The sequence below is a fragment of the Pseudomonas sp. TWI923 genome, from assembly GCF_039673365.1.
Classification (GTDB): Bacteria; Pseudomonadota; Gammaproteobacteria; order Pseudomonadales; family Pseudomonadaceae; genus Aquipseudomonas; species Aquipseudomonas sichuanensis.
Genome location: NZ_JBDJLM010000003.1, coordinates 41,685 through 66,924 on the forward strand (window position 1 = coordinate 41,685; position 25,240 = coordinate 66,924).

A 25,240-nucleotide genomic window follows, 5' to 3' on the forward strand; every position below is an offset into this window, starting at 1 on the left:
TTACTAGAAATCGCCAACAGAAGACGAGACGCGCAGTGAGCACGCACCCCGTACAATCCCGTCGGCCCCTGAGCCGCATCGCCCTGGCCAGCAGCCTGGCCATTGGCGCCCTGAGCCTGCCGATGGGGATCGGCCTGGCCCAGGCCGCCACGTCGCCGAACAGCACAAGCCGCAGCCTGGTGCAGTTCGACATTCCCGCCCAGCCGCTCGACAGCGCCGTGCTGGCCTATGCCGAACAGTCCGGCGTGCAGGTGTTCTACGACAGCCGCAAGCTGGTCGGCCTCTACAGCGAAGGGTTGCGCGGTGGCTACAGCGTGGAAGAGGGCCTGCGCCTGCTGCTGCGCAACATGCCGGTGCGCTACCACTTCAGCGCCGCAGGGCAGGTGGGGCTGGAGCGCCTGGAAGAGTCCGGCGTGGCCCTGGAACTGGGGGCCACCCAGGTCGAGTCCAGCCGTGACGGTGACTGGGTGTACCAGGCGCCACGTTCGGCCAGCGTGATCACCCGCGATCAGATCGACAAACGCCCACCGCGCCATGCCGCCGACATGCTCGAGCAGACCGCCGGGGTGTACACCGCAGTCAACCAGCGTGACCCGGGACTGTCGGTGAACATCCGTGGCGTGCAGGACTACGGCCGGGTCAACATGAACATCGACGGCATGCGCCAGAACTTCAGCGTCAATGGCCACCAGCAGCGCAATGGCACGATGTTCATCGACCCGGAGTTCGTCAGCAACGTCGAGATCGAAAAGGGCAGCCAGTCCGGCATGGGCGGCGCGGGTGTGCTCGGCGGTATTGCCAGCTTCAACACCTTGAACGCTGCCGAATTTCTTGGCCCGGGCAAGGAGATGGGCGGCCGGATCCGGGCCGGGCACGGTATCGGTGAGCTGGGCAACGGCACCTATTTCAACGGCAGCGGCGTCTTCGCCTTCGGCAACGACGTGGGTGACCTGCTGCTGGGCATGAGCGAGCGCCACTTCGGCAACTACCGCGCTGGCACCAACAACAAGGACAACCTGGGCACCGAAATGCGCCTGCGCAAGTTGTTCCCGCGGGCCTGGGACAACTGGATCGAGTCCGAGGTTGGCGACATGGGCACGGTGACCCGCTCGAACCTGATCAAGGTGGGCCTGAACCTGCCCGAAGACCAGCGCCTGCAACTTAGCTACATGGAAACCGACACCGACAGCAAGGACGCCTGGACCTGGCTGGCCTCCGACCTCAACTCGTTCTACTACCGGCGCACCGCCAGCAGCGACATCAACGCGAAGAACTTCGGGCTCGACTACAGCTATGCGCCGGACAACGACCTGATCGACTTCAAGGCCAAGCTGTATTTCGTCACCACCCGCCAGGACCGTTGGAACAACAGCAATACCGCCAGCGTCGGCAGCGGCAACTTCTACGCCGACTACAACGACCACTTCCAGACCGACACCTGGGGCCTGCAGGCGCAGAACACCTCGCGCTTCTATTTCGGCCAGAGCAACCTGCTGAGCTTCAACTACGGCGCCGAACTGTTCCTGGACACCTTCAAGCCGAGCAGCGAGCGCATCCCCGCGCCGAGTGAAAGGGACAACCCGTTCATCGCCGGGGCTGACCCAGAAGGCAAGCGGGCCATGGGCAGCCTGTTCGGCAACCTGTCGTTCGAGCATGACGGCTGGCTGACCCTGGATGCCGGCCTGCGCTACGACCGCTATCGCCTGACCGGCAAGACCGGGTTCACCACCTGGGCCTACCCGGTCGGGGTTACCGGCGTGGACGTGCTGCGCGAGCAAACCGAGTTTGCCTACGACGTCGAACGCGAAGAGGGGCGCTTCTCGCCGACCTTCGGTATCGGCGTCAAGCCGGGGCTGGACTGGTTGCAGCTTTATACCCGCTGGGGTCGCGGCTGGCGCCCGCCGGCGGTGACCGAAGCGTTCATGAGTGGCAAGCCGCACGGTGGCGGCAACGAACTGGTGTACCCCAACCCGTTCCTCAAGCCCGAGCAGTCGCATAACTGGGAAGCCGGTTTCAATATCTTCAAGGAATCGCTGTTTCGCGATGGCGACCGCCTCGGCGTGAAGGTGGCCTACTTCGATACGCGGATCGAGAACTTCTCGTACCTCGACTACAGCGTCGACCTGCCCGGCACCGACATCACCGGGCTGTCGCTGGGCAACAGTGCCTACACCAACAACCTTGAAGGCACCAACTTCCGTGGCGTGGAGTACTCGCTCGACTACGACAACGGCCGCTTCTACACCCAGCTCAGCTACACCCACATGATCGGCAGCAACGAGTTCTGCTCCAAGCAGCTGTACATGGGCGGCGGTGTGCAGCGCAACGACGCCGGCATGATCGACACGGTGATCGACTTCGGCGGCTTCCCGATCCCGGTGACCTTACCGGCCTACAACTTCAGCGAGGGCCAGGCGATCAATGACCAGGTCAGCTGTGGCGAGATCATGGGCAACGCCGCCTACATGCCGTCCGACCGTGGCGCGTTGACCACCGGCCTGCGCTTCTTCGACAACACCCTCGATGTCGGCGCCCGCCTGCGCTACAGCGCGGGCCGGGGCGAGCACCTCAACAGCCAGGGCTACGGCAACCTGGAGAAGGCCCGCTGGCCGGAATACAAGGTCTACGACCTGTATGCCAGCTACTGGGCGACCCCGCAGCTGAACATTGCCCTGTCGCTGGAAAACGTCACCGACGAGGCTTACTTCGTGGCCATGGGCGACGCCAACAACCTGTCCCTGGCCCGTGGCCGGACCCTCTCCGGCATGCTCGAGTATCGATTCTGATTCACCAGGTTCGCCCACTGTCGGGCAACACGAAGGCGTTGGACGCCTTCGCTTTCAACTGCAACGCAATGAGGAAATGCAATGTCTCTGTCCGTTACCTACTCGGCTTCCTTCGCCAACTTCACCGTTGACCAGTACCTCTCGGCCTGGGCCACCGGTTTCAAGACCGCCGCCCACAACGCCAGCAACACCGGTGGCTTCAACGAGGGCGGCACCGATGGCAGCCAGTACGCCATTCGCGGCACCAATGGTTCGAACTTTGCCGTGATCGCCGAAAGCGACACCCCGACCGGCCTGCACTACGTCTGGAATGCCTCGCTGCCGGCCGGCGACAACCAGAACCACTACCTGTACGGCGAGCTGGACACCGTGACCCTGGGCAACACCCTGCTGCGTGACGCCAGCGGCAACTACAGCGTGCAGGCGCTGGCCGTGAGCTTCGACGGCCTGGACCTGAACGCCGCTCAAGGTGCCGGCCGTGCAGGCAACGACGTGCACAACGTGATCTACAACCTGATGCAGGGCAAGACCAGCGGCCTGGAAACCGTGCTGGACAACCTGCTGGCCGACTACGGCGTATCCACCAACAACACCTTCGCCCAGATCAACACCGCCCTGGCGGCTGGCCCGGTCGCGGCCTCGGCCGAAGCCGTTGGCGTGCAGGCGCTGCCTGAAGACCTGGCCTTGGCGGCCTGAGCCCAGGCATGAAAAAGCGAATGGAAGGTAACCCTGCCATTCGCTGATTTGTTGCATTTACCCCGCAGCCCGTGTCTTTGCCGGGCCCAGGCTGCGGTGGTGCGAATTCTGTGGCGTCGACCGGCACAAAGCAATCGCCGGTCGGCGCACCCTGTGAGGTTTCCAACGAATGCGAACCGCTCCCGCCGCGGCCAACGAAGTGCTGCAGGCGCTCAAGGCCTGCCGTGCCGGCCTCGCCAACGTCGCCCTGTTCACCGCGGTGATCAACCTGCTGATGCTGGCGCCGGCGCTGTACATGTTGCAGGTGTATGACCGGGTCCTGTCGTCGCGCAACGAGATGACGCTGCTCATGCTCAGCCTCCTGGTGCTGGGGCTGTTCGCCTTCATGGGCGTGCTGGAGTGGCTGCGCAGCCAAGTGGTGGTGCGCCTGGGCACGCGCATGGACATGGACCTCAACCCGCGGGTGTTCGACGCCGCCTATGCGGCCAGCCTGGCGGGGCACAAGGGCGCGGCCGGGCAGATGCTCGCCGACCTCACCAGCCTGCGCCAGTTCGCCACCGGCCAGGCGCTGTTCGCCTTCTTCGACGCACCCTGGTTTCCGGTGTACCTGCTGGTGATCTTCATGTTCAGCCCGTGGCTTGGACTGATGGCGCTGGTGGGCGCGGTGTTGCTGACAGTGCTGGCCTGGGTCAACGAGCGCCTGACCAAGGCCCCGTTCGCCGAAGCGGGCGAGCTGTCGCAGCAGGCCGGCCTTGAAGCCAGCGCCAACCTGCGCAATGCCGAGGTGATCGAAGCCATGGGCATGCTGGGCGCGGTGCGCCAGCGCTGGGCGCGCCTGCACCATGGTTTTCTGGCCCGGCAGAACCTGGGCAGCGAGCGCACCGCGGCGGTCAGCGCGGTGTCCAAGACCGTGCGCCTGGCTTTGCAGTCGCTGGTGTTGGGGCTGGGCGCCTGGCTTGCGATCGAGCAGTTGATCACCCCCGGCATGATGATCGCCGGCTCCATCCTGATGGCCCGGGTGCTGGCGCCGATCGACCAGTTGATCGGCGCCTGGCGCCAATGGAGCGGTGCCCGCCAGGCCTACCTGCGCCTGAGCGAGCTGTTGCGCTCGCAACCGCCGCGCCCGGCCGGCATGCCCTTGCCGGCGCCGTTGGGCAGGCTCACGGTGGAACAAGTGGGCGCGCTGCAGCCGGGCAGCAACCGGCCCTGCCTGAACAACCTGGGTTTCGACCTGGCTGCCGGTGAGTCGCTGGGCATCATCGGCCCGTCGGGTTCGGGCAAGTCGACCCTGTCCCGTCTGTTGGTCGGTGCTGCCGCGCCGTCCACCGGCAAGGTGCGCCTGGACGGTGCCGACCTGCGGGTGTGGGAACGCCAGGCGCTGGGCCGGCATATCGGCTACCTGCCGCAGGATGTGCAACTGTTCGCCGGCAGCATTGCCGACAATATTGCCCGCCTTGGCCCGGTGGACGCCCAGCAGGTGGTGGCCGCCGCGCAAATGGCCGGTGTGCACGAGATGATCCTCAAGCTGCCGGCCGCCTATGACACGGTGCTGGGCGAGGGCGGCAGCGGGTTGTCTGGCGGCCAGCGCCAGCGTATCGGCCTGGCCCGTGCGCTGTACGGGTTGCCGGCGTTGATCGTGCTCGACGAGCCCAACTCGAACCTCGACGAGGCCGGTGAGCAGGCGCTGCTCAAGGCCGTCGGCAAGCTGCGTGAGCACAAGCGCACGCTGATCCTGATCACCCACAAGTCGTCGTTGCTGGCGGGCCTGGACAATCTGCTGATGCTGCAGAACGGCCAACTGCAAGCCTACGGGCCGACCGCCCGGGTGCTGCAGGACCTGCAGCGCGCCGCCCGCCCGGCGCCGGTTGCCGCCGCCCCCGCCACACGCCCGCCCCTTGGCCTGAGCGCCAGCTTCGGCCTGCCAAGAGCCTGACTTCATGACCGTACATGCTGTTACCAAGCGCAAGACCGATGTGCCCGCCGACCCCGACAACGTGCTCAGCCTCAGTGAACACCGCCCCGCCCGGATGGGGCGTTGGCTGGTGCTGGCCGGCTTTGGCGGCTTCCTCTTGTGGGCTGCGCTGGCGCCGCTGGACAAGGGCGTGCCGGTGACCGGCAACGTGGTGGTGGCCGGCAGCAAGCAGGCGGTGCAGCACCCCACGGGTGGGGTGATCGAGCAACTGCTGGTACGCGATGGCGAGCCGGTCAGTGCCGGCCAGGTGTTGCTGCGCATGGACCCGACCCAGGCCCAGGCCCAGGTCGGCTCGCTGCGGGTGCAGTACGTCAACGCCCGCGCCGGTGAGGCGCGGCTGCTGGCCGAGCGTGACGGCCTGCCGGGCCTGGCGTTCCCGGAGGGCCTGCAGGCCGAGGCCGGCACGCCCTGGGTGGCCGCGGCCCTGGAGGGCCAACGCCAATTGCGGGTCAGCCGTGCCCGCGCATTGGACATGGAGCTTGCTGGCATGCGCGAAGGCATCGCCGGCGCCGAGGCCTCGTTGCAGGGCTTGCAGGGCTCGCTGGCCAGCAAGCAGGCCCAGCGCGACGCCCTCGACGAGCAACTGCGTGGCCTGCGCGACCTGGCCCGGGATGGCTATATCGCCCGTAACCGGCTGCTCGACAATGAACGCCTGCTGGCCCAGGTCAACGGCTCGATCGCCGAAGACCTGGGCTCGATCGGCCGCACCCGGCGCCAGGTGCTGGAACTCAAGCTGCGCATCGGCCAGCGCCAACAGGAGTTCCAGAACGAAGTGCGTCAGCAGTTGGCCGAGCTGCAAGCCAGTGCCGAGGACCTGGGCAATCGCCTGCGCAGCGCCGAGTTCGAGTTGGCCCACACCCAGGTGCGTGCCCCGGTGGCCGGCACGGTGGTGGGGTTGAGTGTGTTCACCAATGGCGGGGTGATCGCCCGTGGCCAGCAGTTGATGGAGATCGTCCCGGCCGGTGCGCCGCTGCTGGTCGATGCCAGGGCTCCGGTGGAGATGGTCGACCGCTTGCGCCCGGGGCTGCCGGTGGAGCTGATGTTCGCCGCCTTCAACCAGAGCACCACGCCTCGGGTGGAGGGGGAGGTGAGCCTGGTGTCGGCTGATCGGCTGGTCGATGAAAAGACCCAGCATCCCTACTACCAGGTGCGCATCAAGGTCAGCGAGCAGGGCCTGCAGCAATTGGCGGGGCTGGACATCCGCCCGGGCATGCCGGTGGAGGCGTTCGTGCGCACCGGTGAGCGCTCGCTGCTCAACTACCTGTTCAAGCCGTTGGCCGACCGGGTGCATGTCGCCCTGGCGGAGGAGTGATGCGGATGCTGCTGTTTGCCCGCCTTGCCCTGCCCATGCTGATCGCTGCCAGCCTGCCGGCGCAGGCGCTTGATCTGGGCGATGCCTATGCCCTGGCCCTGCGCAACGACCCGGCCTGGCAGGGGGCGATCGCCGAGCGCGCCGCCGGTGTGGAGAACCTGGCAATCGGCCGTGCCGGCCTGTTGCCCAAACTGTCGTACCGCTACAACCGCGCGCGCAACGACTCCGAGGTGACCCAGCGCAGCCCGCTCGGCAACGTCACCACCCAGCGCGACTACCGCAGCTACAGTTCGACGCTGACCCTGGAGCAACCGCTGTTCGACTACGCCGCCTGGAGTGCCTATCGCCAGGGCGTGGCCCAGGCGGCGCTGGCGGACGAGCGCCTGCGCGGGCGCGGCCAGGAGCTGGTGGTGCGCTTGTTCCAGGCCTACAGCGAGGCGTTGTTCGCCAACGAGCAGATCGGCCTTGCCCAGGCCCAGCGGCGCACCTATGCCGAGCAGCTGACACTCAATGAGCGATTGCTCAAGGGCGGCGAGGGCACCCGTACCGACCTTTTGGAAACCCGCGCCCGCTTCGAGCTGGCCCAGGCCCAGGAGATCGAGGCCGGCGACAGCCTCGATGCCGCGCTGCAGGCGCTGCAGGCGATCATCGGCGAACCTGTGACGGTCGAGGACCTGGCACCGTTGGCAACGGGTTTCACGGTCCAGCCACTGACACCGGCACGTTTCGAACCCTGGCGCGACCTGGCCGTGGCCCACAACGCCGAGCTGGCCAGCCAGCGCCATGGCCTGGAGGTGGCCGAGCACAACGTCGAGCGCCAGCGCGCCGGGCACCTGCCGTCACTGAGTGCGTATGCCAGCAGTGGCGTTTCCAGTTCCAGTTCCGAAAGCAGCTACAACCAGCGCTATGACACCGACAGCATCGGCCTGCAGTTGAGCATGCCGCTGTTTGCCGGGGGCGGAGTGTCGGCCTCGGTGCGCCAGGCCCAGGCCCAGCGCGATGCCGCGGGCTTCGAGCTGGATGCCCAGTTGCGCGACACGGTCAACCAGCTGCGTCGGCAGTTCAACCTGTGCGCCAGCAGTACGGCGAAGATCCGAGCCTATGACCTGGCGGTGAACGCTGCGGGCGCGCTGGTGGAGGCCACGCGCAAGAGCGTGGCGGGCGGCGAGCGGGTCAACCTGGATGTGCTGGATGCCGAGCAGCAGCTGTACAGTGCCCGCCGCGACCTGGCCCAGGCGCGTTACGACTACCTGCGGGCGTGGCTGAAACTGCGCTACCTGGCGGGGGTTCTGGATGCCGGGGACCTGAACGCGCTGAACGGTTACTTTGCCGCCCACGGCTGATCAATCCCAAGAACTGCAAATGACTTGTTGATTTAGCGGGGTCCTGTGGGAGCGGGTTTACCCGCGAAGCAGACGACGCGGTGCAGGGCACCGGCTTCGCCGGTGTTCGCGGGTAAACCCGCTCCCACAGGACACGCGCCGCGCTTGCGAAATCAGCGATCTGCGCAGGTAAACAAAAAGGGGAGCCGACGATGCGCATCGGCTCCCCTGCGTGATCGCTTCGCTCAGCGATCAGTGCTCGGCAACGGCTTTGCGCCTGGGCGCTTCGTTGCCGTGTTCGTCCAGCTCCATGACCGGCACTTCATTGCCGTCGGCGTCGAACAGCTTGCCATCCTTGAAGTAGTCGCCATCGCGCAGGCACGAGATGTCCGAGTACTGGATGGTGCGCTCGTAGGCCGCGGCGAACACCGACTGGTTTTCCGAGTTGCCGGTGGTGAAGTGGTTGAACATCAGGTTGAGCAGGATGGCCATGATCGCCGCCGAGCTGATGCCGGAGTGGAAGATGGTTTCGAACCAGCTCGGGAAGTTGTGGTAGAAGCTCGGCGCGGCGATCGGGATCATGCCGAAGCCCAGCGAGGCGGCGACGATGATCAGGTTGACGTTGTTCTTGTAGTTGACCTTCGACAGGGTGCGGATACCACTGGCAGCCACGGTACCGAACAGCACGATACCGGCGCCGCCGAGAACCGGGGTTGGGACTGCGGCGATGATGCGGCCCATGATCGGCAGCAGGCCGAGCACCACCAGGATCACGCCGCCGGTGGCCACCACGTAGCGGCTCTTGACCCCGGTCACGGCCACCAGGCCAACGTTCTGGGCGAAGGCGCTCTGGGTGAACGAACCGAAGATCGGCGCCAGGATGCTCGATGCCATGTCGGCGCGCAGGCCGTTGCCCAGGCGTTTGGAGTCGACCTTGGTGTCGATGATTTCACCGACCGCGAGGATGTCGGCCGAGGTTTCGACCAGGGTCACCATGATCACGATGCACATCGACAGGATCGCGGCGATGTGGAAAGTCGGCATGCCGAAGTGGAAGGGGGTGGGGAAGGCGAAGATCGGGCCTTCGGTGACCTTGCTGAAGTCGGTCATGCCCAGCGCCCAGGCGATCAGGGTGCCCGCCACCATGGCCAGCAGGATCGACAGCCGCGAGATGGTCGCGCTGCCCAGCTTGCTCAGCACCAGGACGATGGCGAAGGTCAATGCCGCCAGGCCGATGTTGGCCACGCTGCCGAACTCCGGCGAAGCGCTGTTGCCGCCCATTACCCAGCGCGCCGCGACGGGCATCAGGGTGAGGCCGATGGTGGTGATGACGATACCGGTCACCAGCGGCGGGAAGAATTTGGTGATGCGCGAGAACACCGGGGTGATCAGAAAACCGATCAGAGAGGCGGCCATGACCGCACCCAGCACCGCCGGCAAGCCACCACCGTCCTGGCTGCCGAGGATCGCGCCCATGGTCGCCACACCGGCAAACGAGACGCCCTGCACCAAGGGCAACTGGCAACCGAAGAACGGCAGGCCGAGGGTCTGCAGCAACGTCGCCAGCCCCCCCGCGAACAACGAAGCCGCAATCAGCAGGCCGATCTCCGCGGGGGCCAGACCGGCCGCCTGGCCGAGGATCAGCGGTACCGCGACGATCCCGCCATACATGGTCAGAACGTGTTGCAGGCCGTAGGCCAGGTTGGCGCCAAGCCCGAGGTTTTCATCCTCGGGGCGTTGGGTGGGAGACGTGCTAGGGGACGTAGTCATGGAGCAGGCTCTCAGCATTTATTGTTGTGGCACTACTGTAGACAGGATGTGGATTCGATTGCCATCAGAATTGTATACAATATTTTGATCCTGACGCGCACAGCTGTGCCTCCAGGGTGCGCTTTTTCTGGATGCAGAATGCGTTCCAACTCGGTAAATGCGGTACTAGAAGGGTGTGTACAAGGGTCGATGGGGCCCGCACAAAGCTGTCTGGGTAGACAGGAAACACTCCCGAGTCAGTTTGTTAGCAGGCTAAGAGATTTCAATCTTCGATCAATTCACGCAGCTCACGCATCATTTCGGTGCTGTCGGCCACGTTCAATTCCACCAAACGGTGCAAATGGGTCATCGAATCGACGTCGATATAGAGGCAGATGAAGCCCAGGCGCTTCGATTCCTCATGGCGTAACTCGACCTGCATTTTCACGTGGTTGTTCGCGTCGAGGTGGATGATCGCGTCGAAATCCTGAGAGGGGTCGGCATCCCAAGGGGTGGGGCGCTCGATCAACAGGCCCTTGAGTGAAAGGTCGAGCAACTTGACAGGCCAGCGCTGGTCGCCCTGGCGCAGTTCGGTAGGTGCATCGAAGTCGATGCGTTGGAAGCGGCGGCGTTCGTCGTGACTGCTCATGGGGGAGGTCCTCGAGGGTTCAACCTGACTATAGTGGTTAATGTCGCTGTAGCAGGTACCGCAATCTGGCCGCAGAGGCTCTAGACCAAAGCAAGTGTGGCAATGCGCGATGACACGCCCTAGACTCGATGGGCGGTCTTTCCAATCCACCAGCTGGAAGTAAACCATGAACAACAATAATAGCCTGCTACGCCACATTCCGTGGCTGGCGCTGGCAGTCATAGGGGCCTGCGCGCTGGGTGTGGTAGCCCTGCGGCGCGGCGAGGCAATCAACGCCTTGTGGATCGTGGTCGCGGCAGTGGCCATCTACCTGGTTGCCTACCGTTACTACAGCCTGTTCATCGCCACCAAGGTGATGCAACTGGACCCCCGTCGGGCCACGCCCGCGGTACTCAACAACGATGGCCTGGACTACGTCCCGACCAACAAACACATCCTCTTCGGCCACCATTTCGCCGCCATTGCCGGTGCCGGCCCGCTCGTGGGCCCGGTGCTCGCCGCACAGATGGGCTACCTGCCCGGCACGCTGTGGCTGATCGCCGGCGTGGTGCTGGCTGGCGCGGTACAGGACTTCATGGTCCTGTTCCTTTCCACCCGTCGCAACGGCCGCTCGCTGGGCGACATGGTGCGTGAGGAAATGGGCCGCATCCCGGGTACCATCGCCCTGTTCGGCTGCTTCCTGATCATGATCATCATCCTCGCGGTGCTGGCGCTGATCGTGGTCAAGGCCCTGGCCGAGAGCCCGTGGGGCATGTTCACGGTGATGGCGACCATCCCGATCGCGATGTTCATGGGCATCTACATGCGCTATATCCGCCCGGGCCGCATCGGCGAAATCTCGGTCATCGGCGTGGTGCTGTTGCTGCTGTCGATCTGGCTGGGGGGCCAGATCGCCGCGGATCCGGTCTGGGGCCCGGCCTTCACCTTCACCGGCGTGCAGATCACCTGGATGCTGGTCGGTTACGGTTTCGTCGCCGCCGTGCTGCCGGTTTGGCTGGTGCTGGCGCCGCGTGACTACCTCTCTACCTTCCTCAAGATCGGCACCATCGTCGGCCTGGCCATCGGTATCCTGATCATCGCCCCCGAGCTGAAAATGCCGGCGCTGACCCAGTTCACCGACGGCACCGGCCCGGTGTGGAAGGGCACCCTGTTCCCGTTCCTGTTCATCACCATCGCCTGCGGCGCGGTGTCCGGATTCCACGCGCTGATCTCCTCGGGGACCACGCCCAAGCTGCTGGACAACGAAACCAACGCCCGCTACATCGGCTACGGCGGCATGCTGATGGAGTCGTTCGTCGCCATCATGGCCATGGTTGCCGCCTCGGTGATCGAGCCAGGCGTGTACTTCGCCATGAACAGCCCGGCCGCAGTGGTCGGTGCCGACGTTGCTTCGGTGGCGCAAACGGTCAGCAGCTGGGGCTTCCTGATTACCCCCGAGCAGCTTGAAGCCACGGCCCGTGACATCGGCGAACACACCATCCTGGCCCGTGCCGGTGGTGCGCCGACACTGGCGGTCGGTATCGCGCAGATCCTGCACCAGGTGCTGCCGGGTGAGAACACCATGGCGTTCTGGTACCACTTCGCGATTCTGTTCGAAGCGCTGTTCATCCTGACCGCCGTGGACGCCGGTACCCGTGCCGGGCGCTTCATGCTGCAGGACCTGCTGGGCAGCTTCGTGCCTGCGCTCAAGCGCACCGAGTCGTGGGGCGCCAACCTGCTCGCCACCGCCGGTTGCGTGGCGATGTGGGGCTACCTGCTGTACCAGGGCGTGATCGATCCGCTGGGTGGTATCAACACCTTGTGGCCGCTGTTCGGTATTTCCAACCAGATGCTGGCCGGTATCGCCCTGATGCTCGGCACCGTGGTGCTGATCAAGATGAAGCGTCAGCGCTACATCTGGGTCACCCTGGTACCAGCGGTCTGGCTGCTGATCTGCACCACCGCAGCGGGCCTGATCAAGCTGTTCGACCCGAACCCGGCCGTCGGCTTCCTGGCCCTGGCCAAGAAGTACAGCACCGCGCTGGACGCCGGCCAGGTGCTGGCCCCGGCCAAGGACATCGGCCAGATGCAGCACGTGATCTTCAACGCCTACACCAACGCCGGCCTGACGATCCTGTTCCTGCTGGTGGTGTTCAGCATCCTGTTCTTCGCCCTCAAGGTCGGCTATGCCGCCTGGGGCCGCAAGGAGCGCAGCGACAAGGAAACCCCGTTCCAGGCTTTGCCTGACGCTTGAGAGGAATGCCGCGATGTTCAACGACTTGAGTCGACTGGGTAAGTACCTGGGGCAGGCAGCCCGCCTGATGGTCGGCATGCCCGACTACGACAACTACGTCGAGCACATGCAGACCAAGCACCCGGACAAGCCGGTGATGAGCTACGAAGCGTTCTTCCGCGAACGCCAGGAAGCGCGCTACGGTGGCAAGTCCGGGCCCAAGTGCTGTTGAACCCGCGACACGTGTGAATCAGTGGGAGCCCGGGCAACCGGGCTCCCACTTTCGTTTTCAGCTCCAGGAGACAACCGCGTGCATACGCCGATTCCCGTTACCGTGCTGACCGGCTTCCTCGGCGCCGGCAAGACCACCCTGCTCAAACACATGCTCAAGGCCGAGCACGGCCTGAAGATCGCCGTGATCGAAAACGAGTTCAGCGAGGCCGGCATCGACAGCCAGCTGCTGGGCGACGAACCGGTGCAGGTCATGACCCTGGCCAACGGCTGCGTGTGCTGCAGCATCCATGGCGACCTGACCCGCGCCCTGTACCTGCTGCTCGAGCGCCTGGATGCCGGCGAAATCGCCTTCGACCGCCTGGTGATCGAGTGCACCGGCCTCGCCGACCCGGCGCCGGTGGCGCAGACCTTCTTCATCGATGAGGAGCTGCGTGAGCGCTATGTCCTCGACGGCATCATCACCTTGGTCGATGCCGTGCATGCCGAACTGCACCTGACCCAGGCCATCGCCCAGGCCCAGGTCGGTTTTGCCGACCGCCTGCTGCTGAGCAAGACAGACCTGGCCGAACCCGAAGCCGTCGAGGCCCTGCGCGAGCGCCTGGCCCGCATCAATGGCCGGGCGGCGATCCGCGTGGTGGAGCACGGCTGCATCGACCTGGCCGAGTTGCTCGATGTGCGGGGGTTCAACCTCAATCCGGATTTGGGCATCAGCCTCAGGCCCACCTTGCGCCCGGTGCTCAAGCCCGCCACTGCGGACCGTATCTCGACGCTGGTGCTGCGCACCGAAACGCCGTTGGATATCGATCGTCTCAGCGACTTCATGAACACGTTGCTGGAGGAGCACGGCAAGCAATTGCTGCGCTACAAGGGGGTGTTGAACATTGCCGGCGAGGAGCGCCGCCTGGTGTTCCAGGGGGTGCTGAAGTTGTACGGATTCGACTGGGATGCCGAATGGAAGGTAGGCGAGCAGCGGGAAAGCGTGATGGTGTTCATTGGTGATGAACTGCCAGAGGAGAAGATCCGGACGGGGTTCGAGGCGCTGTCTCGATAACTTGAGCGATGGGCCGCCCTGCGGCCCATCCACATGCCTGGCTCATACCTCGCCAGGATTGCTCAGATACGGTGCGTTGCGTTGCAGAATCCGCATGTTCAATTCAAGCGGGCCTTCGCCTTCGGCGCAGATGTACGTGTAGGCAGCTTTCTTGAACGTACGTAATTGAAAGGGGGTGTTCTGGTTTACCTGGGCCAGCCTGAAGGTGAATGAGTCGCCTGCTACTGTCGGGTCTATCTTCTGGTTGTCAGCGTTCAGCAAGTGAAAGAGGTTGGCGTATCGTCCTTCACTTTCATGCGTAGCGGCGCCCAAGCACTGCTCGGAAAGCATGAAAATCGCTTTGCCGAAGCGTTCCTCTGAACGCACATAAAGCCGGTATCCGTTCTCCACCGATCGGAAGTACAGGTGCAGCGGCGGCACGTCGACTGTTTCGGCTCGATGCCCAAGGTAGTGGGATTCGTTGTATCGCTTCACCTTTACCCCGCCCTGTTTGCGCTCGCGATGCAGCTGGCTGCCTACGAGGACCCAACGAGAGACACCCTTACTGCGAAAGCTCCGCAGAAACACAAAGCGGGTAGAGGCTTTCGATTTTTTGTCGGGTGGCTGAATTTCCTTCGACGTTAGGATTACCGGCCCGCCGTGGAGTTGATCAAGGAAGTGGAAGGTACCGTTCTTTGCCGTGACTTGCGCGATGAAGGAGCGTTGTCGATGAGTTGGCATGGGGGCCTCATGGATACTGTGGGTGAAGCCCGATCATCGTCTCGCCTGGTCGCATGCATCAGCAGGAAATGCCATCGTTGAAGACGTTGAGCGCAAGGTTGCCAGGCGCGGAAAAACGCGAGGGTGTTCATTGCTGAAAAACTACCCAAGGATTGGCGAGGCATGAAAAAGCCCGGCACATGGCCGGGCTTTTTCACATCAGGCAATCGCCAATCAGTTGCCGTACACCGGCAGCTTCTTGCAGATGGCCTTGACCTTCTCACGCACGGCGTCGATCACCGCTTCGTTGTTCAGGTCGGCCAGGATGTCGCAGATCCAGCCGGCCAGCTCTTTGCACTCGGCTTCTTTGAAGCCACGGGTGGTCACGGCCGGGGTGCCGAAACGCAGGCCCGAGGTGACGAACGGGGAACGTGGGTCGTTCGGCACCGAGTTCTTGTTGACGGTGATGAAGGCCTTGCCCAGGGCGGCGTCGGCGTCCTTACCGGAGATTTCCTGCTTGATCAGCGACAGCAGGAACAGGTGGTTCTGGGTGCCGCCGGAAACCACGTCGAAACCGCGCTCGATGAACACCGAAGCCATGGCCTGGGCGTTCTTCACCACTTGCTGCTGGTAGGCCTTGAACTCAGGTTGCAGGGCTTCCTTGAAGCAGATTGCCTTGGCGGCGATGACGTGCTCCAGCGGGCCGCCCTGGGCGCCAGGGAAGACGGCGGAGTTCAGCTTCTTCTCGATGTCGGCGTTGGCACGGGCCAGGATCAGGCCGCCACGTGGACCGCGCAGGGTCTTGTGGGTGGTGGTGGTGACCACGTCGGCGAACGGCACCGGGTTCGGGTACACGCCAGCGGCAACCAGGCCGGCGACGTGAGCCATGTCGACGAACAGGTAGGCACCGACCTTGTCGGCGATTTCGCGGAAGCGGGCGAAGTCCAGTACCTGCGAGTAGGCAGAGAAGCCGGCAACGATCATCTTCGGCTTGTGCTCGACCGCCAGGCGCTCGACTTCGTCGTAGTCGATCAGGCCGTTGCCGTCGATGCCGTACTGGATGGCGTTGTACAGCTTGCCCGACGAGCTTACCGAAGCACCGTGGGTCAGGTGGCCACCGTGGGCCAGGCTCATGCCCAGGATGGTGTCACCGGCCGACAGCAGCGCCAGGTAGACGGCGGCGTTGGCCTGGGAGCCGGCGTGCGGCTGGACGTTGGCGTAGTCGGCGCCGAACAGCTCTTTGGCGCGGTCGATGGCCAGTTGCTCGACCACGTCGACGTACTCGCAACCACCGTAGTAGCGCTTGCCTGGGTAGCCTTCGGCGTACTTGTTGGTCAGTACCGAACCCTGGGCTTCCATGACGGCGGGGCTAGTGTAGTTTTCCGAAGCGATCAGCTCGATATGCTCTTCCTGGCGCAGGGCTTCTTGCTGCATGGCTTCGAAGAGCTCGGCGTCGTACTTGGCAATGGTCAAATCACGGCTGAACATGGCGGTCCTCAAGGATCGGGCTGGATTGGGGGGGCATTCTAACCGATTGATTCGCGCCTGGCATATGAAGTGGCATCAAGTCGCGGACCAATGGGGCTCATGTTGCAGGCCGCGCCGTGTCTGGGTTGGGCGGAAATGAGAGTTGACCCTTGGGTCCGTTTTTAGATGCGCATTTCAGTCGCGACGATGTACCTGTGGGAGCGGGTTTACCCGCGAACACCGGCCAGGCCGGTGCCATGTACCGTGTGGCCTGCTTCGCGGGTAAACCCGCTCCCACATGGATCGCACCAGACTGCAGCAGCTCACTGGAACATGAACAACGTCTCGTTGCTGAACTGCGCCTCGAACTGGTTGGCCGGCATCGGCCGGCCGAACAGGTAGCCCTGCACCTCGTCGCAGCCATGTTCGCGCAGGAACTCCAGCTGCTCGTGGGTTTCCACGCCCTCGGCGATCACCGCCAGGTTGAGGCTGTGGGCCATGGCGATGATCGCCCGGGCGATCTGCGCGTCCTGCTCGCCCTCGGGCAGGCCGTCGACGAAGGTGCGGTCGATCTTCAGCACGTCGATGGGGAACTGCTTGAGGTAGTTCAGCGACGAGTAGCCGGTGCCGAAGTCATCGACCGCGATGCTCAGGCCAAGGTTCTTCAGGCTGTCGAGGATCTGCATGGCCTCGTGGACTTCACGCATCAGGATGCTTTCGGTCAGCTCCAGCTCCAGGCATGCCGGCGGCAGGCCTGTTTCTTCCAGGATGGTGGCGATGCGCGTGCCAAGCTGGCCATCGGAGAACTGCCGGGCCGAGATGTTCACCGACACCTTCGGCACCCGCACCTTGGCCAGGTGCCAGGCCTTGAGCTGGCGGCTGGCCTCGCGCAGCACCCAGTCGCCGACGTCCACCACCAGCCCCAGTTCCTCGATCACCGGGATGAAGTCGCCCGGCGGTACCAGGCCGCGGGTCGGGTGGCGCCAGCGCAGCAGCGCCTCGGCGCCGGTCAGGCGCTTGCCGTCGCCGCTGAACTGCGGCTGGTAGTAGAGGATGAACTCGTTCTGCTCCAAGGCGTGGCGCAGGTCGCTCTCCAGCTCCAGGCGCTCCAGGGCGCTGGCGTTCATGTCCGCCTGGTAGAACTGGAAGTTGTTCTTGCCACGCTCCTTGGCGTGGTACATGGCGGTGTCGGCGTTCTTCATCAACTGGCTCAGCTCGCTGCCGTCCTGAGGGCTGAGGGCGATGCCGATGCTGGCGGTGACGAAGAACTCGCGGTTCTCCAGCACGAATGGGGTGACCAGGCTGCCGAGGATGTTCTCGGCGACGTGGATGGCGCGGTTGAGCGCCAGTTCGCGGGTAGCCTTGGGTTGCAGCAGCAGGGTGAACTCATCGCCACCCATGCGCGCCACGGTGTCGTCGTCGTCGACACAGGCCAGCAGGCGCTCGGCCATGTCCTTGAGCATGCGATCGCCCGCGGCGTGGCCGAGGGAGTCGTTGATCGGCTTGAAACGGTCGAGGTCGAGGAACATCAGCACCACCCAGGCCTTTTGCCGTTCGGCCTGCTGCAGGGCGGTATACAGGCGGTCCTGGAACAGCGTGCGGTTGGGCAGGTGGGTGAGGGCGTCGTAGTAGGCCAGGCGGTGGATGCGCTGTTCGCTGGCCTTGCGCTCGCTGATGTCGGTGAAGAAGCACACGTAGCTGGCCAGGTCGCCTTCGTCGTCGAGTACCGCGGTGATGCCGACCCAGGCCGGGTAGTGCTCGCCGTTGCGGCGCTTGAGGAACACTTCGCCTTCCCAGCTGCCGCGCTGGTTGAGCTGTTTGAGCACGTAGCCCAGGTGGGCGTCCTGCTGGTGTTCGACGGTGAGCATGCCCGGCAGCTGGTCGAGCACTTCGGCGACCGCATAGCCGCTGACCCGGCTGAACGCCTCGTTGGCCTGGACGATGTAGCCGGCCGGGTCGGTGATCAGAATCGCCGAGGTTGAGTGCTCGAATACCGTGGCCGCCATGCGCAGGTCCTTCTCGGCCCGGCGCTGCTGGCTGATGTCGCGGCCCACGCCGAGCACGCCCTCGAACCGCTCATGCTCGTCCCACACCAGTACCAGGCGCAGCTCGATGGGGATCTTGCGGCCGTCGGCGCGCAGGCAGTCGAACAGGAACAGTTGCGTGGGCAGGGTGGTGCGCAGCAGGGCCAACTGCTGGTTGTCGCCGAGGGCCTTGCTGACCCGTTCCATCAGGGCATAGACGCCGCTGAGCTGGGCCGGGTTGGCGACGATCGACTGCCAGCCGTTGGCGAAGATCCAGTCGGCCTGGTAACCGAGCACCGCCTGCACCGAAGGGCTGACGTAATTGAGCTGCAACAGGCTGTCGGTGGAGAAGATCACGTCGCTGATGCTTTCGGCGAGCATGCGGTAGCGCTGCTCGCTGTCGCGCAGCGACGCGCTGGCCTCGATCTGCACGGTGACGTCCTTGCCCACCCCGATGATGCGGGTGATGAGGCCGTCGCTGTCGCGGGTCAGCACTTGCTCGCGAATTTCATAGCAGCGCCAGCCGCCGTCGCGGTGGCGAAAGCGCAGCTGGCAGTACAGCGATTGTTCACGGTTGCTGTCCAGTTGTTGCCGGCGCAGCGTTTGATAGTGCTCGGCGTCCTCGGGGTGCAGCAGCAACTCCCAGAAGCGCTCGCCCATCTGCGCCAGCTCCGCGCGGTCGTAGCCCAGGGTCTGGCCGAGGTGGCGGTTGCTGAAAATCATCCGCTGGCTGTGCACGTCCTGCACGTAGAGCTGGTCGGGCACGGTGCGGACCACGTCCGACCAGAAACTCTCGCGTTCGAGCAACGACAGTTCCACCTGCTTGCGGCTGGTGATGTCGCTGATGCTCAGGATCACCGCCTGGAAGTCGCGGCGCTGCTGCGGCAGGCGCACCATCAGCCACAGGTGCAGTTCACCGCCCAGCGGGGCCGGCAGACGCACTTCCAGTTCGAGCTGGCTGCGTTCTTCGATCAGCGCGTCGATCAGTTGCATGCCGACGCTGTCGCGTCCGTCGCCGCTGCCATCGATCAGGCGTTGCCAGGCGCCTTCATTGCAATCGACGTTGAGCAACTGGCGGGCGACCTGGTTGATTTCGGTGATCTTCAGTTCGGCCAGCAGCGAGCGGCGCAGGTTCGGGTCCAGGGCCAGGCTTTGCTTGAGCGCGGCGCGGTTGCGCAAGTGGTAGCGGTCGAGCTGGCCGGGCAGGCTGGAGAGGTCGAGCACGCACAGGGCCACGCCGGTGCCCTCGAAGATTTCCTGATAACGCCGTCGGTCCTCCTGCAAGGCGCGCTGGCGGCGGCGCATGTTGATCAGCGCCAGTACCGGCAGCAGGGCGCAGAACAGCACCAGCACACATTTGCCGATCAGCGCCGGGAGCAGCTTGCTGCGGGCCAGGCCGGCGTCGAACAGGCCGCGCAGCTGCCAGCTGCTGTTGTCGATGTAGGCCAGCATCACGCTCTGCAGCGGCTCGTCGCTGGTGGTGGTCGGGCCGTGGCGCTCGATTACCTCGCCGCTGCGGCTGTTTTCCAGCAACCACAATGGGTGGCCGGGGCCATCCAGGTGTTGGGCCAGTTCCTTGTAGTAGTCGGGGCTCAGGCGCAGCAGCCAGTAGCCGCGGTCCTGCTCGGCGGGTTGGCGCAGCAGCAGGTAGACCTGGGTGTTGTCAGGGCTGTTGGTATAGAAGAAGGCGCGCCCCTGGTTGAGTTGCAGGAGCTCGTCAATCAGTGGGCGGTCGTCACTGCCGTCCAGGGTGTCGACCAGGGGCTGGCCATTGCTGTCCAGCCAGGCCAATTGCTGCAGGGCAGGCAGGCGCGCCTGCAAGGTTTCGAGCAGGGTCGGCAGGGCGGCGGGCGCCGGAGTTTTGACGTAGGGCTGGACCAGGTTCAGCGCTTGCTGTGCCTTGAGCGCCATGTTCAGGCTCAGATGGTCGGCCAGTTCCGCGCTGGTCGTCAGGCTTTGCTGGCGAAGGTCAGCCTGGGTGTGGCGGAACTGGGTGAACAGTTGCCATAGCAGCAGGCCCAGCAACACCAGCGCCAGCAGGGCCAGCGCCCCTTTCAACGAGCCGCGCAGATGGCTGCCGGCCTTGGCAGCAGCGGGGCGCAGGGATGACGGATGCGTGAGATTGGTCAAGCGTTGGTCCTGCGATTGGGCTGACGGCAGGGAGGGCGCATGCACGGCGCATGCCGTGGCCAGGCAAGCCGCCGGGCGCACTATAAGCCGCCAATGTGAAGCCGCCTAGCATGCCTTCAAACATGGCAAAGTGCCAGTGGGTGTGATCGCAGCCGGTCATGCCGGTTCGGCAAGCCCCTGCATCCTGTGCGAGAATGCCGGCCGCTTCATAGTCAACGCATCGGAGAAGTAAGGTTTTGGTTACCCACTATTCCACCAATGGTCTTGATTCTGCCTGCGGCCGCAGCAGTCAGACCCTGGTCAGCACTGCTGCGGCCGAGGACGTATCCTGCAAGACCTGCCAGCGCTCGCTGGCCAAGCCGGACGCGGCTGCTGCCAACCTGAACAAGACGCCGTCGCTGGCCGAGCTGCGCAAGTCGGCCAAGGCGGCCAAGGCCGCCGCTGAGCCTGTTGCCGAAGTTGCCGCGCAGCCGCTCGCCAAGCCTGCCGCAGCACCCGCCAAGGCGGTGAGCAAGCCGGCCGCCAAGCATGTCGACAAGCCAGCACGCAGCGGCGCCTTCAGCGTCAAGTCGGCCTGGGCCGCACGCCTGGCCGAGCAGTCGGACCGTTGCCGCCTGCCGCGTGGCAAGGCCAGGCAGTCGCACGTCTGAGCCCTGCCAGACCCTACTGGCCTCATCGCGGCAAGCCCGCTGTCACAGGTATGTCGAAGCCCCTCAGGGCGCTGCGAACCCTGTGGCAGCGGGCTTGCCTGCGATGAGGCCGTGACAGGCCATCGCTGTCACTCCAGCCCCAAGGGCTCGGCCACCCTGCGACCACTCTGTGCAAAGCCTGCGCTTGGCGTAGAATGGCCCACTTTGTTCAATGACACCCCGTAAACACATCCCCCGGGCAACCGCCTCGGGCGTACGTCGATGTCTTTACCTATCTGATAGAGGGCTTGGTTTTGGCTCAATACGTCTACACCATGCATCGGCTGAGCAAGGTCGTGCCGCCGAAGCGGGAAATTCTCAAGAATATTTCCCTGTCGTTCTTCCCGGGCGCCAAGATCGGCGTGCTCGGCCTGAACGGCGCGGGTAAATCGACGCTGCTGCGCATCATGGCGGGCGTCGACAAGGAATTCGACGGCGAAGCCCGTCCGATGCCCGACATCAACGTCGGCTACCTGCCCCAGGAGCCGCAGCTGGACCCAACCAAGACCGTGCGTGAAGTGGTCGAGGAAGCGGTCAGCGTGATCAAGGACGCCCAGGCCCGCCTGGACGAGGTCTACGCCGCCTACGCCGACCCGGATGCCGATTTCGACAAGCTGGCCGCCGAACAGGCCAAGCTCGAAGCCATCCTGCAGGCCGCCGACGGCCACAACCTGGAGCGCCAGCTGGACGTCGCCGCCGACGCCCTGCGCCTGCCGGCCTGGGATGCGAAGATTGAGCATCTGTCGGGTGGTGAAAAGCGCCGCGTGGCCCTGTGCCGCCTGCTGCTGTCGGCCCCCGACATGCTGCTGCTGGACGAACCGACCAACCACCTGGACGCCGACTCGGTGGCCTGGCTGGAGCGCTTCCTGCACGACTTCCCCGGCACCGTGGTGGCGATCACCCACGACCGTTACTTCCTCGACAACGTCGCCGGCTGGATCCTCGAACTGGACCGCGGCGCCGGTATCCCGTACGAAGGCAACTACTCGGGCTGGCTGGAGGCCAAGTCGGACCGTCTGGCGCAGGAATCCAAGCAGCAGAGCGCCCACGAAAAGGCCATGAAAGAGGAACTGGAGTGGGTGCGCAAAGGCGCCAAGGCCCGCCAGTCCAAATCCAAGGCTCGTCTGCAGCGCTTCGAAGAGATGCAGTCGCAGGAGTTCCAGAAGCGTTCCGAGACCAACGAGATCTACATCCCGGCCGGTCCGCGCCTGGGCGACAAGGTCATCGAGTTCAAGAACGTCACCAAGGGCTACGGCGACCGCGTGCTGATCGACAACCTGTCGTTCGCCATGCCCAAGGGCGCCATCGTCGGCGTTATCGGCGGTAACGGTGCCGGTAAATCGACTCTGTTCCGCATGCTGATGGGCAAGGAGCAGCCGGACTCGGGCAGCATCGAGATCGGCGAAACCGTGCAACTGGCCTGCGTCGACCAGAGCCGCGAAGACCTGGACGGCAACAAGACCGTGTTCCAGCAAGTGTCCGACGGTTCCGACCAGATCCGTATCGGCAACTACGAGATCCCGTCGCGCACCTATGTCGGCCGCTTCAACTTCAAGGGCGGCGACCAGCAGAAGTTCGTCAAGGACCTGTCCGGTGGTGAGCGTGGCCGTCTGCACCTGGCCCTTACGCTGAAAGAGGGCGGCAACGTCCTGCTGCTCGACGAACCGTCCAACGACCTTGACGTCGAAACCCTGCGTTCGCTGGAGGAGGCCCTGCTGGACTTCCCGGGCGCCGCCATCGTGATTTCCCACGACCGTTGGTTCCTGGACCGTGTGGCCACCCACATTCTGGCGTACGAAGACGACTCGAGCGTGGTGTTCTTCGAAGGCAACTACACCGAGTACGAAGCCGACCGCAAGAAGCGCCTGGGCGATGCCGCTGCCCAGCCGCACCGTGTGCGTCACAAGAAGCTGGCTCAGTAAGCTGGCTTAGGTTGCACAAAAATGGGGCCCCATGTGGCCCCATTTTTGTGCCTGACCGAAAAGTGGGGCTGGCTTCTTCGCGGGTAAACCCGCTCCCACAGGTCCGGCACTGGCAGTGAAATTGGTGCAGTCCTTGTGGGAGCGGGTTTACCCGCGAAGAGGGCGACGCGAGAGCAATTTTGTATACAGTTATATAAAACGCACCAAATAATTTCATAAAAACGACATTGCGCCCTGTTCCAGTGCGATTGGTTCTTGGTACATTCCCGAAAAAACCAAAAACAATCCCTCTTGGTGAGATGTCTACCATGATCGAATCTGTCGACGCCTTCCTGGCCCGTCTGCAACAGCGCGACCCTGCCCAGCCCGAGTTCCACCAGGCGGTGGAAGAGGTGCTGCGCAGCCTGTGGCCCTTCCTCGAAGCCAACCCTCACTACCTCAAGGCCGGCATCCTCGAGCGCATGGTCGAGCCTGAGCGCGCCGTGCTGTTCCGTGTGTCGTGGGTGGATGACCAGGGCAAGGTCCAGGTCAACCGCGGCTACCGCATCCAGATGAGCAGCGCCATCGGCCCGTACAAAGGTGGCCTGCGCTTCCACCCGTCGGTGAACCTGGGCGTACTCAAGTTCCTGGCCTTCGAGCAGGTGTTCAAGAACTCGCTGACCTCGCTGCCGATGGGCGGTGGCAAGGGTGGCTCGGACTTCGATCCGAAGGGCAAGAGCGATGCTGAAGTGATGCGCTTCTGCCAGGCGTTCATGAGCGAGCTGTACCGCCACATCGGCGCCGACCTCGACGTGCCAGCCGGTGACATTGGCGTGGGTGCCCGCGAGATCGGCTACATGTTTGGCCAGTACAAGCGCCTGGCCAACCAGTTCACCTCGGTGCTGACCGGCAAGGGCATGACCTATGGCGGCAGCCTGATCCGCCCGGAGGCTACCGGCTTCGGCTGCGTGTATTTCGCCGAAGAGATGCTCAAGCGCCAGGACAAGCGTATCGATGGCCGCCGCGTGGCGATCTCGGGTTCGGGTAACGTTGCCCAGTATGCTGCGCGCAAGGTGATGGACCTGGGTGGCAAGGTGATCTCGTTGTCCGACTCAGAAGGCACGCTGTTCTGCGAAGCCGGTTTGAGCGATGCCCAATGGGATGCGCTGATGGAGCTGAAGAACGTCAAGCGTGGCCGCCTCAGCGAGCTGGCCACGCAATACGGCCTGGAGTTCCGCAAGGGTCAGACGCCATGGGCCTTGCCGTGCGACATCGCCCTGCCATGCGCCACCCAGAACGAACTGAACGCCGAAGACGCCCGTACCCTGCTGCGCAACGGCTGCATCTGCGTGGCCGAAGGCGCCAACATGCCAACCACCCTCGACGCTGTGGATATCTTCATTGAGGCCGGCATTCTCTATGCGCCGGGCAAGGCGTCCAACGCCGGTGGCGTGGCCGTGTCGGGCCTGGAGATGTCGCAGAACGCCATGCGCCTGCTGTGGACTGCGGGCGAGGTGGACAGCAAGCTGCACAACATCATGCAGTCGATCCACCATGCGTGCGTGCACTATGGCCAGGAAGACGATGGCAGCATCAACTACGTCAAGGGCGCCAACATCGCCGGTTTCGTGAAAGTCGCCGATGCCATGCTGGCGCAGGGCGTGGTTTGATCTGAGACCGACGGGGCCGCTTTGCGGCCCTTTCGCGGCACAAGGCCGCTCCTACAAGATTGCGTGATCATCCAAATTGTCGCGCTCCCTGTAGGAGCGGCCTTGTGCCGCGATGGGCTGCAAAGCAGCCCCCAAGGCCCTCAGCTTTCACCCTCGATTTCAAGTATCTCGATCAACTGATCCCCCACCGGCCGCCGCCAAACCACTTCATCCCCAGGCCCCGCGCCCAGCAAAGCCCGCCCTAACGGCGAACTCCAGTTGATCAATCCCCGCCCAGCATCCGCTTCATCCTCGCCCACCAGCCGCACCACTTGCTCCTGGTCCTGCGCATCGACAAAGCGTACCCGGCTACCAATCTGCACCTTGTTGCGTGAAGCCGCTGCCGGCACCACCTGGGCACTCTGCACGCGGGCATTGAAATAACGCAGGTCGCGTTCGGCGTCGGCCAGGCGCTGCTTGTCGCCATGCTCGCCCTGCGCCTGCAGTTCACTGCGCAAGGCATTCAGTTCGGCCACGCGCGCTTGCAGCTGACACAGGCCGCTGGCAGTGACGTAGTTGGGTTCTTCGCTGACACGCCGCTCTACCGGCTGGTCGGCCTGGGCGGCGGCCTGGTCCTCGTTGACGAATGCTCGGCTCATGGGGGCCTCCTTGTGCTGGAGACCATGGTGGCAGGTCGT

17 protein-coding genes are annotated in these 25,240 nt (G+C 64.4%); 11 read left to right on the forward strand and 6 right to left on the reverse strand.

Annotated elements, in window-relative coordinates:
* Positions 1-122 precede the first annotated feature (122 nt).
* From ABE459_RS02215 to ABE459_RS02235, 5 genes are all read left to right on the forward strand, one after another.
* Positions 123-2,786, forward strand: coding sequence for a TonB-dependent hemoglobin/transferrin/lactoferrin family receptor (locus ABE459_RS02215; RefSeq protein WP_323833129.1), 2,664 nt, complete (start codon positions 123-125; stop codon positions 2,784-2,786).
* Positions 2,787-2,867: 81 nt separating this feature from the next.
* Positions 2,868-3,482 carry a heme acquisition protein HasA gene (locus tag ABE459_RS02220; protein ID WP_125465595.1) on the forward strand — a complete coding sequence of 205 codons (615 nt, stop codon included), beginning with the start codon at positions 2,868-2,870 and terminating at the stop codon, positions 3,480-3,482.
* Positions 3,483-3,651: 169 nt separating this feature from the next.
* Entirely contained in the window at positions 3,652-5,415 is a 1,764-nt protein-coding gene (locus tag ABE459_RS02225; protein WP_323833078.1) for a type I secretion system permease/ATPase, read from the forward strand.
* A 4-nt stretch (positions 5,416-5,419) separates the two neighbouring features.
* A complete protein-coding gene (locus ABE459_RS02230; RefSeq protein ID WP_125860440.1) occupies positions 5,420-6,766 on the forward strand; it encodes an HlyD family type I secretion periplasmic adaptor subunit in 1,347 nt (448 codons plus the stop codon).
* 5 nt (positions 6,767-6,771) lie between these two features.
* Positions 6,772-8,109, forward strand: coding sequence for a TolC family outer membrane protein (locus ABE459_RS02235; protein WP_323833076.1), 1,338 nt, complete (start codon positions 6,772-6,774; stop codon positions 8,107-8,109).
* Between the two features lie 231 nt (positions 8,110-8,340).
* Here ABE459_RS02235 and ABE459_RS02240 read toward each other — a convergent pair whose 3' ends face one another.
* Together ABE459_RS02240 and ABE459_RS02245 are read right to left on the reverse strand one after the other, a co-directional pair.
* Entirely contained in the window at positions 8,341-9,858 is a 1,518-nt protein-coding gene (locus ABE459_RS02240; RefSeq protein WP_125860437.1) for a nucleobase:cation symporter-2 family protein, read from the reverse strand.
* A 262-nt stretch (positions 9,859-10,120) separates the two neighbouring features.
* The gene (locus tag ABE459_RS02245) at positions 10,121-10,486 is read right to left on the reverse strand and encodes a PilZ domain-containing protein (RefSeq protein WP_125465590.1); all 366 of its coding nucleotides are present in this window, start codon (positions 10,484-10,486) and stop codon (positions 10,121-10,123) included.
* A gap of 166 nt (positions 10,487-10,652) precedes the next feature.
* Here ABE459_RS02245 and ABE459_RS02250 point away from each other — a divergent pair, with 166 nt between their 5' ends.
* The 3 genes from ABE459_RS02250 to yjiA all read left to right on the forward strand — a co-directional run bounded on the left by ABE459_RS02250 (position 10,653) and on the right by yjiA (position 13,983).
* A complete protein-coding gene (locus ABE459_RS02250) occupies positions 10,653-12,719 on the forward strand; it encodes a carbon starvation CstA family protein (protein WP_125465589.1) in 2,067 nt (688 codons plus the stop codon).
* Between the two features lie 13 nt (positions 12,720-12,732).
* A complete protein-coding gene (locus ABE459_RS02255) occupies positions 12,733-12,930 on the forward strand; it encodes a YbdD/YjiX family protein (protein WP_110994698.1) in 198 nt (65 codons plus the stop codon).
* 78 nt (positions 12,931-13,008) lie between these two features.
* Entirely contained in the window at positions 13,009-13,983 is a 975-nt protein-coding gene (gene yjiA, locus ABE459_RS02260) for a GTPase (protein ID WP_323833074.1), read from the forward strand.
* A gap of 42 nt (positions 13,984-14,025) precedes the next feature.
* Here the strand turns inward: yjiA and ABE459_RS02265 are convergent, their stop codons facing one another.
* The 3 genes from ABE459_RS02265 to ABE459_RS02275 form a co-directional block, all read right to left on the reverse strand.
* Positions 14,026-14,703, reverse strand: a complete 678-nt coding sequence (locus ABE459_RS02265; RefSeq protein WP_323833072.1) for a hypothetical protein — start codon at positions 14,701-14,703, stop codon at positions 14,026-14,028.
* A gap of 213 nt (positions 14,704-14,916) precedes the next feature.
* Positions 14,917-16,170 carry a serine hydroxymethyltransferase gene (glyA, locus tag ABE459_RS02270; protein WP_110996555.1) on the reverse strand — a complete coding sequence of 418 codons (1,254 nt, stop codon included), beginning with the start codon at positions 16,168-16,170 and terminating at the stop codon, positions 14,917-14,919.
* A 302-nt stretch (positions 16,171-16,472) separates the two neighbouring features.
* Positions 16,473-20,303 carry an EAL domain-containing protein gene (locus tag ABE459_RS02275; RefSeq protein WP_258705133.1) on the reverse strand — a complete coding sequence of 1,277 codons (3,831 nt, stop codon included), beginning with the start codon at positions 20,301-20,303 and terminating at the stop codon, positions 16,473-16,475.
* Between the two features lie 236 nt (positions 20,304-20,539).
* Between ABE459_RS02275 and ABE459_RS02280 the strand changes: the two genes are divergently transcribed.
* The 3 genes from ABE459_RS02280 (at position 20,540) to gdhA (ending at position 24,563) form a co-directional block, all read left to right on the forward strand.
* A complete protein-coding gene (locus ABE459_RS02280) occupies positions 20,540-20,953 on the forward strand; it encodes a hypothetical protein (RefSeq protein ID WP_323833070.1) in 414 nt (137 codons plus the stop codon).
* Positions 20,954-21,246: 293 nt separating this feature from the next.
* Entirely contained in the window at positions 21,247-22,914 is a 1,668-nt protein-coding gene (gene ettA, locus ABE459_RS02285) for an energy-dependent translational throttle protein EttA (protein ID WP_110996559.1), read from the forward strand.
* Between the two features lie 308 nt (positions 22,915-23,222).
* Positions 23,223-24,563: an NADP-specific glutamate dehydrogenase gene (gdhA, locus tag ABE459_RS02290; protein WP_323833068.1), complete on the forward strand. Its 1,341-nt coding sequence runs from the start codon at positions 23,223-23,225 to the stop codon at positions 24,561-24,563.
* Between the two features lie 140 nt (positions 24,564-24,703).
* Here the strand turns inward: gdhA and ABE459_RS02295 are convergent, their stop codons facing one another.
* Entirely contained in the window at positions 24,704-25,201 is a 498-nt protein-coding gene (locus ABE459_RS02295; protein WP_323830660.1) for a GreA/GreB family elongation factor, read from the reverse strand.
* Between the last annotated feature and the right edge of the window lie 39 nt (positions 25,202-25,240).

Bases quoted from the DNA above. Each gene is read 5' to 3' on its own strand.
- ABE459_RS02215 (WP_323833129.1), top strand. From the start codon at position 123: ATGGGGATCGGCCTGGCCCAGGCCGCCACGTCGCCGAACAGCACAAGC.
- ABE459_RS02220 (WP_125465595.1), top strand. From the start codon at position 2,868: ATGTCTCTGTCCGTTACCTACTCGGCTTCCTTCGCCAACTTCACCGTT.
- ABE459_RS02225 (WP_323833078.1), top strand. From the start codon at position 3,652: ATGCGAACCGCTCCCGCCGCGGCCAACGAAGTGCTGCAGGCGCTCAAG.
- ABE459_RS02230 (WP_125860440.1), top strand. From the start codon at position 5,420: ATGACCGTACATGCTGTTACCAAGCGCAAGACCGATGTGCCCGCCGAC.
- ABE459_RS02235 (WP_323833076.1), top strand. From the start codon at position 6,772: ATGCTGCTGTTTGCCCGCCTTGCCCTGCCCATGCTGATCGCTGCCAGC.
- ABE459_RS02240 (WP_125860437.1), bottom strand. From the start codon at position 9,858: ATGACTACGTCCCCTAGCACGTCTCCCACCCAACGCCCCGAGGATGAA.
- ABE459_RS02245 (WP_125465590.1), bottom strand. From the start codon at position 10,486: ATGAGCAGTCACGACGAACGCCGCCGCTTCCAACGCATCGACTTCGAT.
- ABE459_RS02250 (WP_125465589.1), top strand. From the start codon at position 10,653: ATGAACAACAATAATAGCCTGCTACGCCACATTCCGTGGCTGGCGCTG.
- ABE459_RS02255 (WP_110994698.1), top strand. From the start codon at position 12,733: ATGTTCAACGACTTGAGTCGACTGGGTAAGTACCTGGGGCAGGCAGCC.
- ABE459_RS02265 (WP_323833072.1), bottom strand. From the start codon at position 14,703: ATGCCAACTCATCGACAACGCTCCTTCATCGCGCAAGTCACGGCAAAG.
- glyA (WP_110996555.1), bottom strand. From the start codon at position 16,170: ATGTTCAGCCGTGATTTGACCATTGCCAAGTACGACGCCGAGCTCTTC.
- gdhA (WP_323833068.1), top strand. From the start codon at position 23,223: ATGATCGAATCTGTCGACGCCTTCCTGGCCCGTCTGCAACAGCGCGAC.
- ABE459_RS02295 (WP_323830660.1), bottom strand. From the start codon at position 25,201: ATGAGCCGAGCATTCGTCAACGAGGACCAGGCCGCCGCCCAGGCCGAC.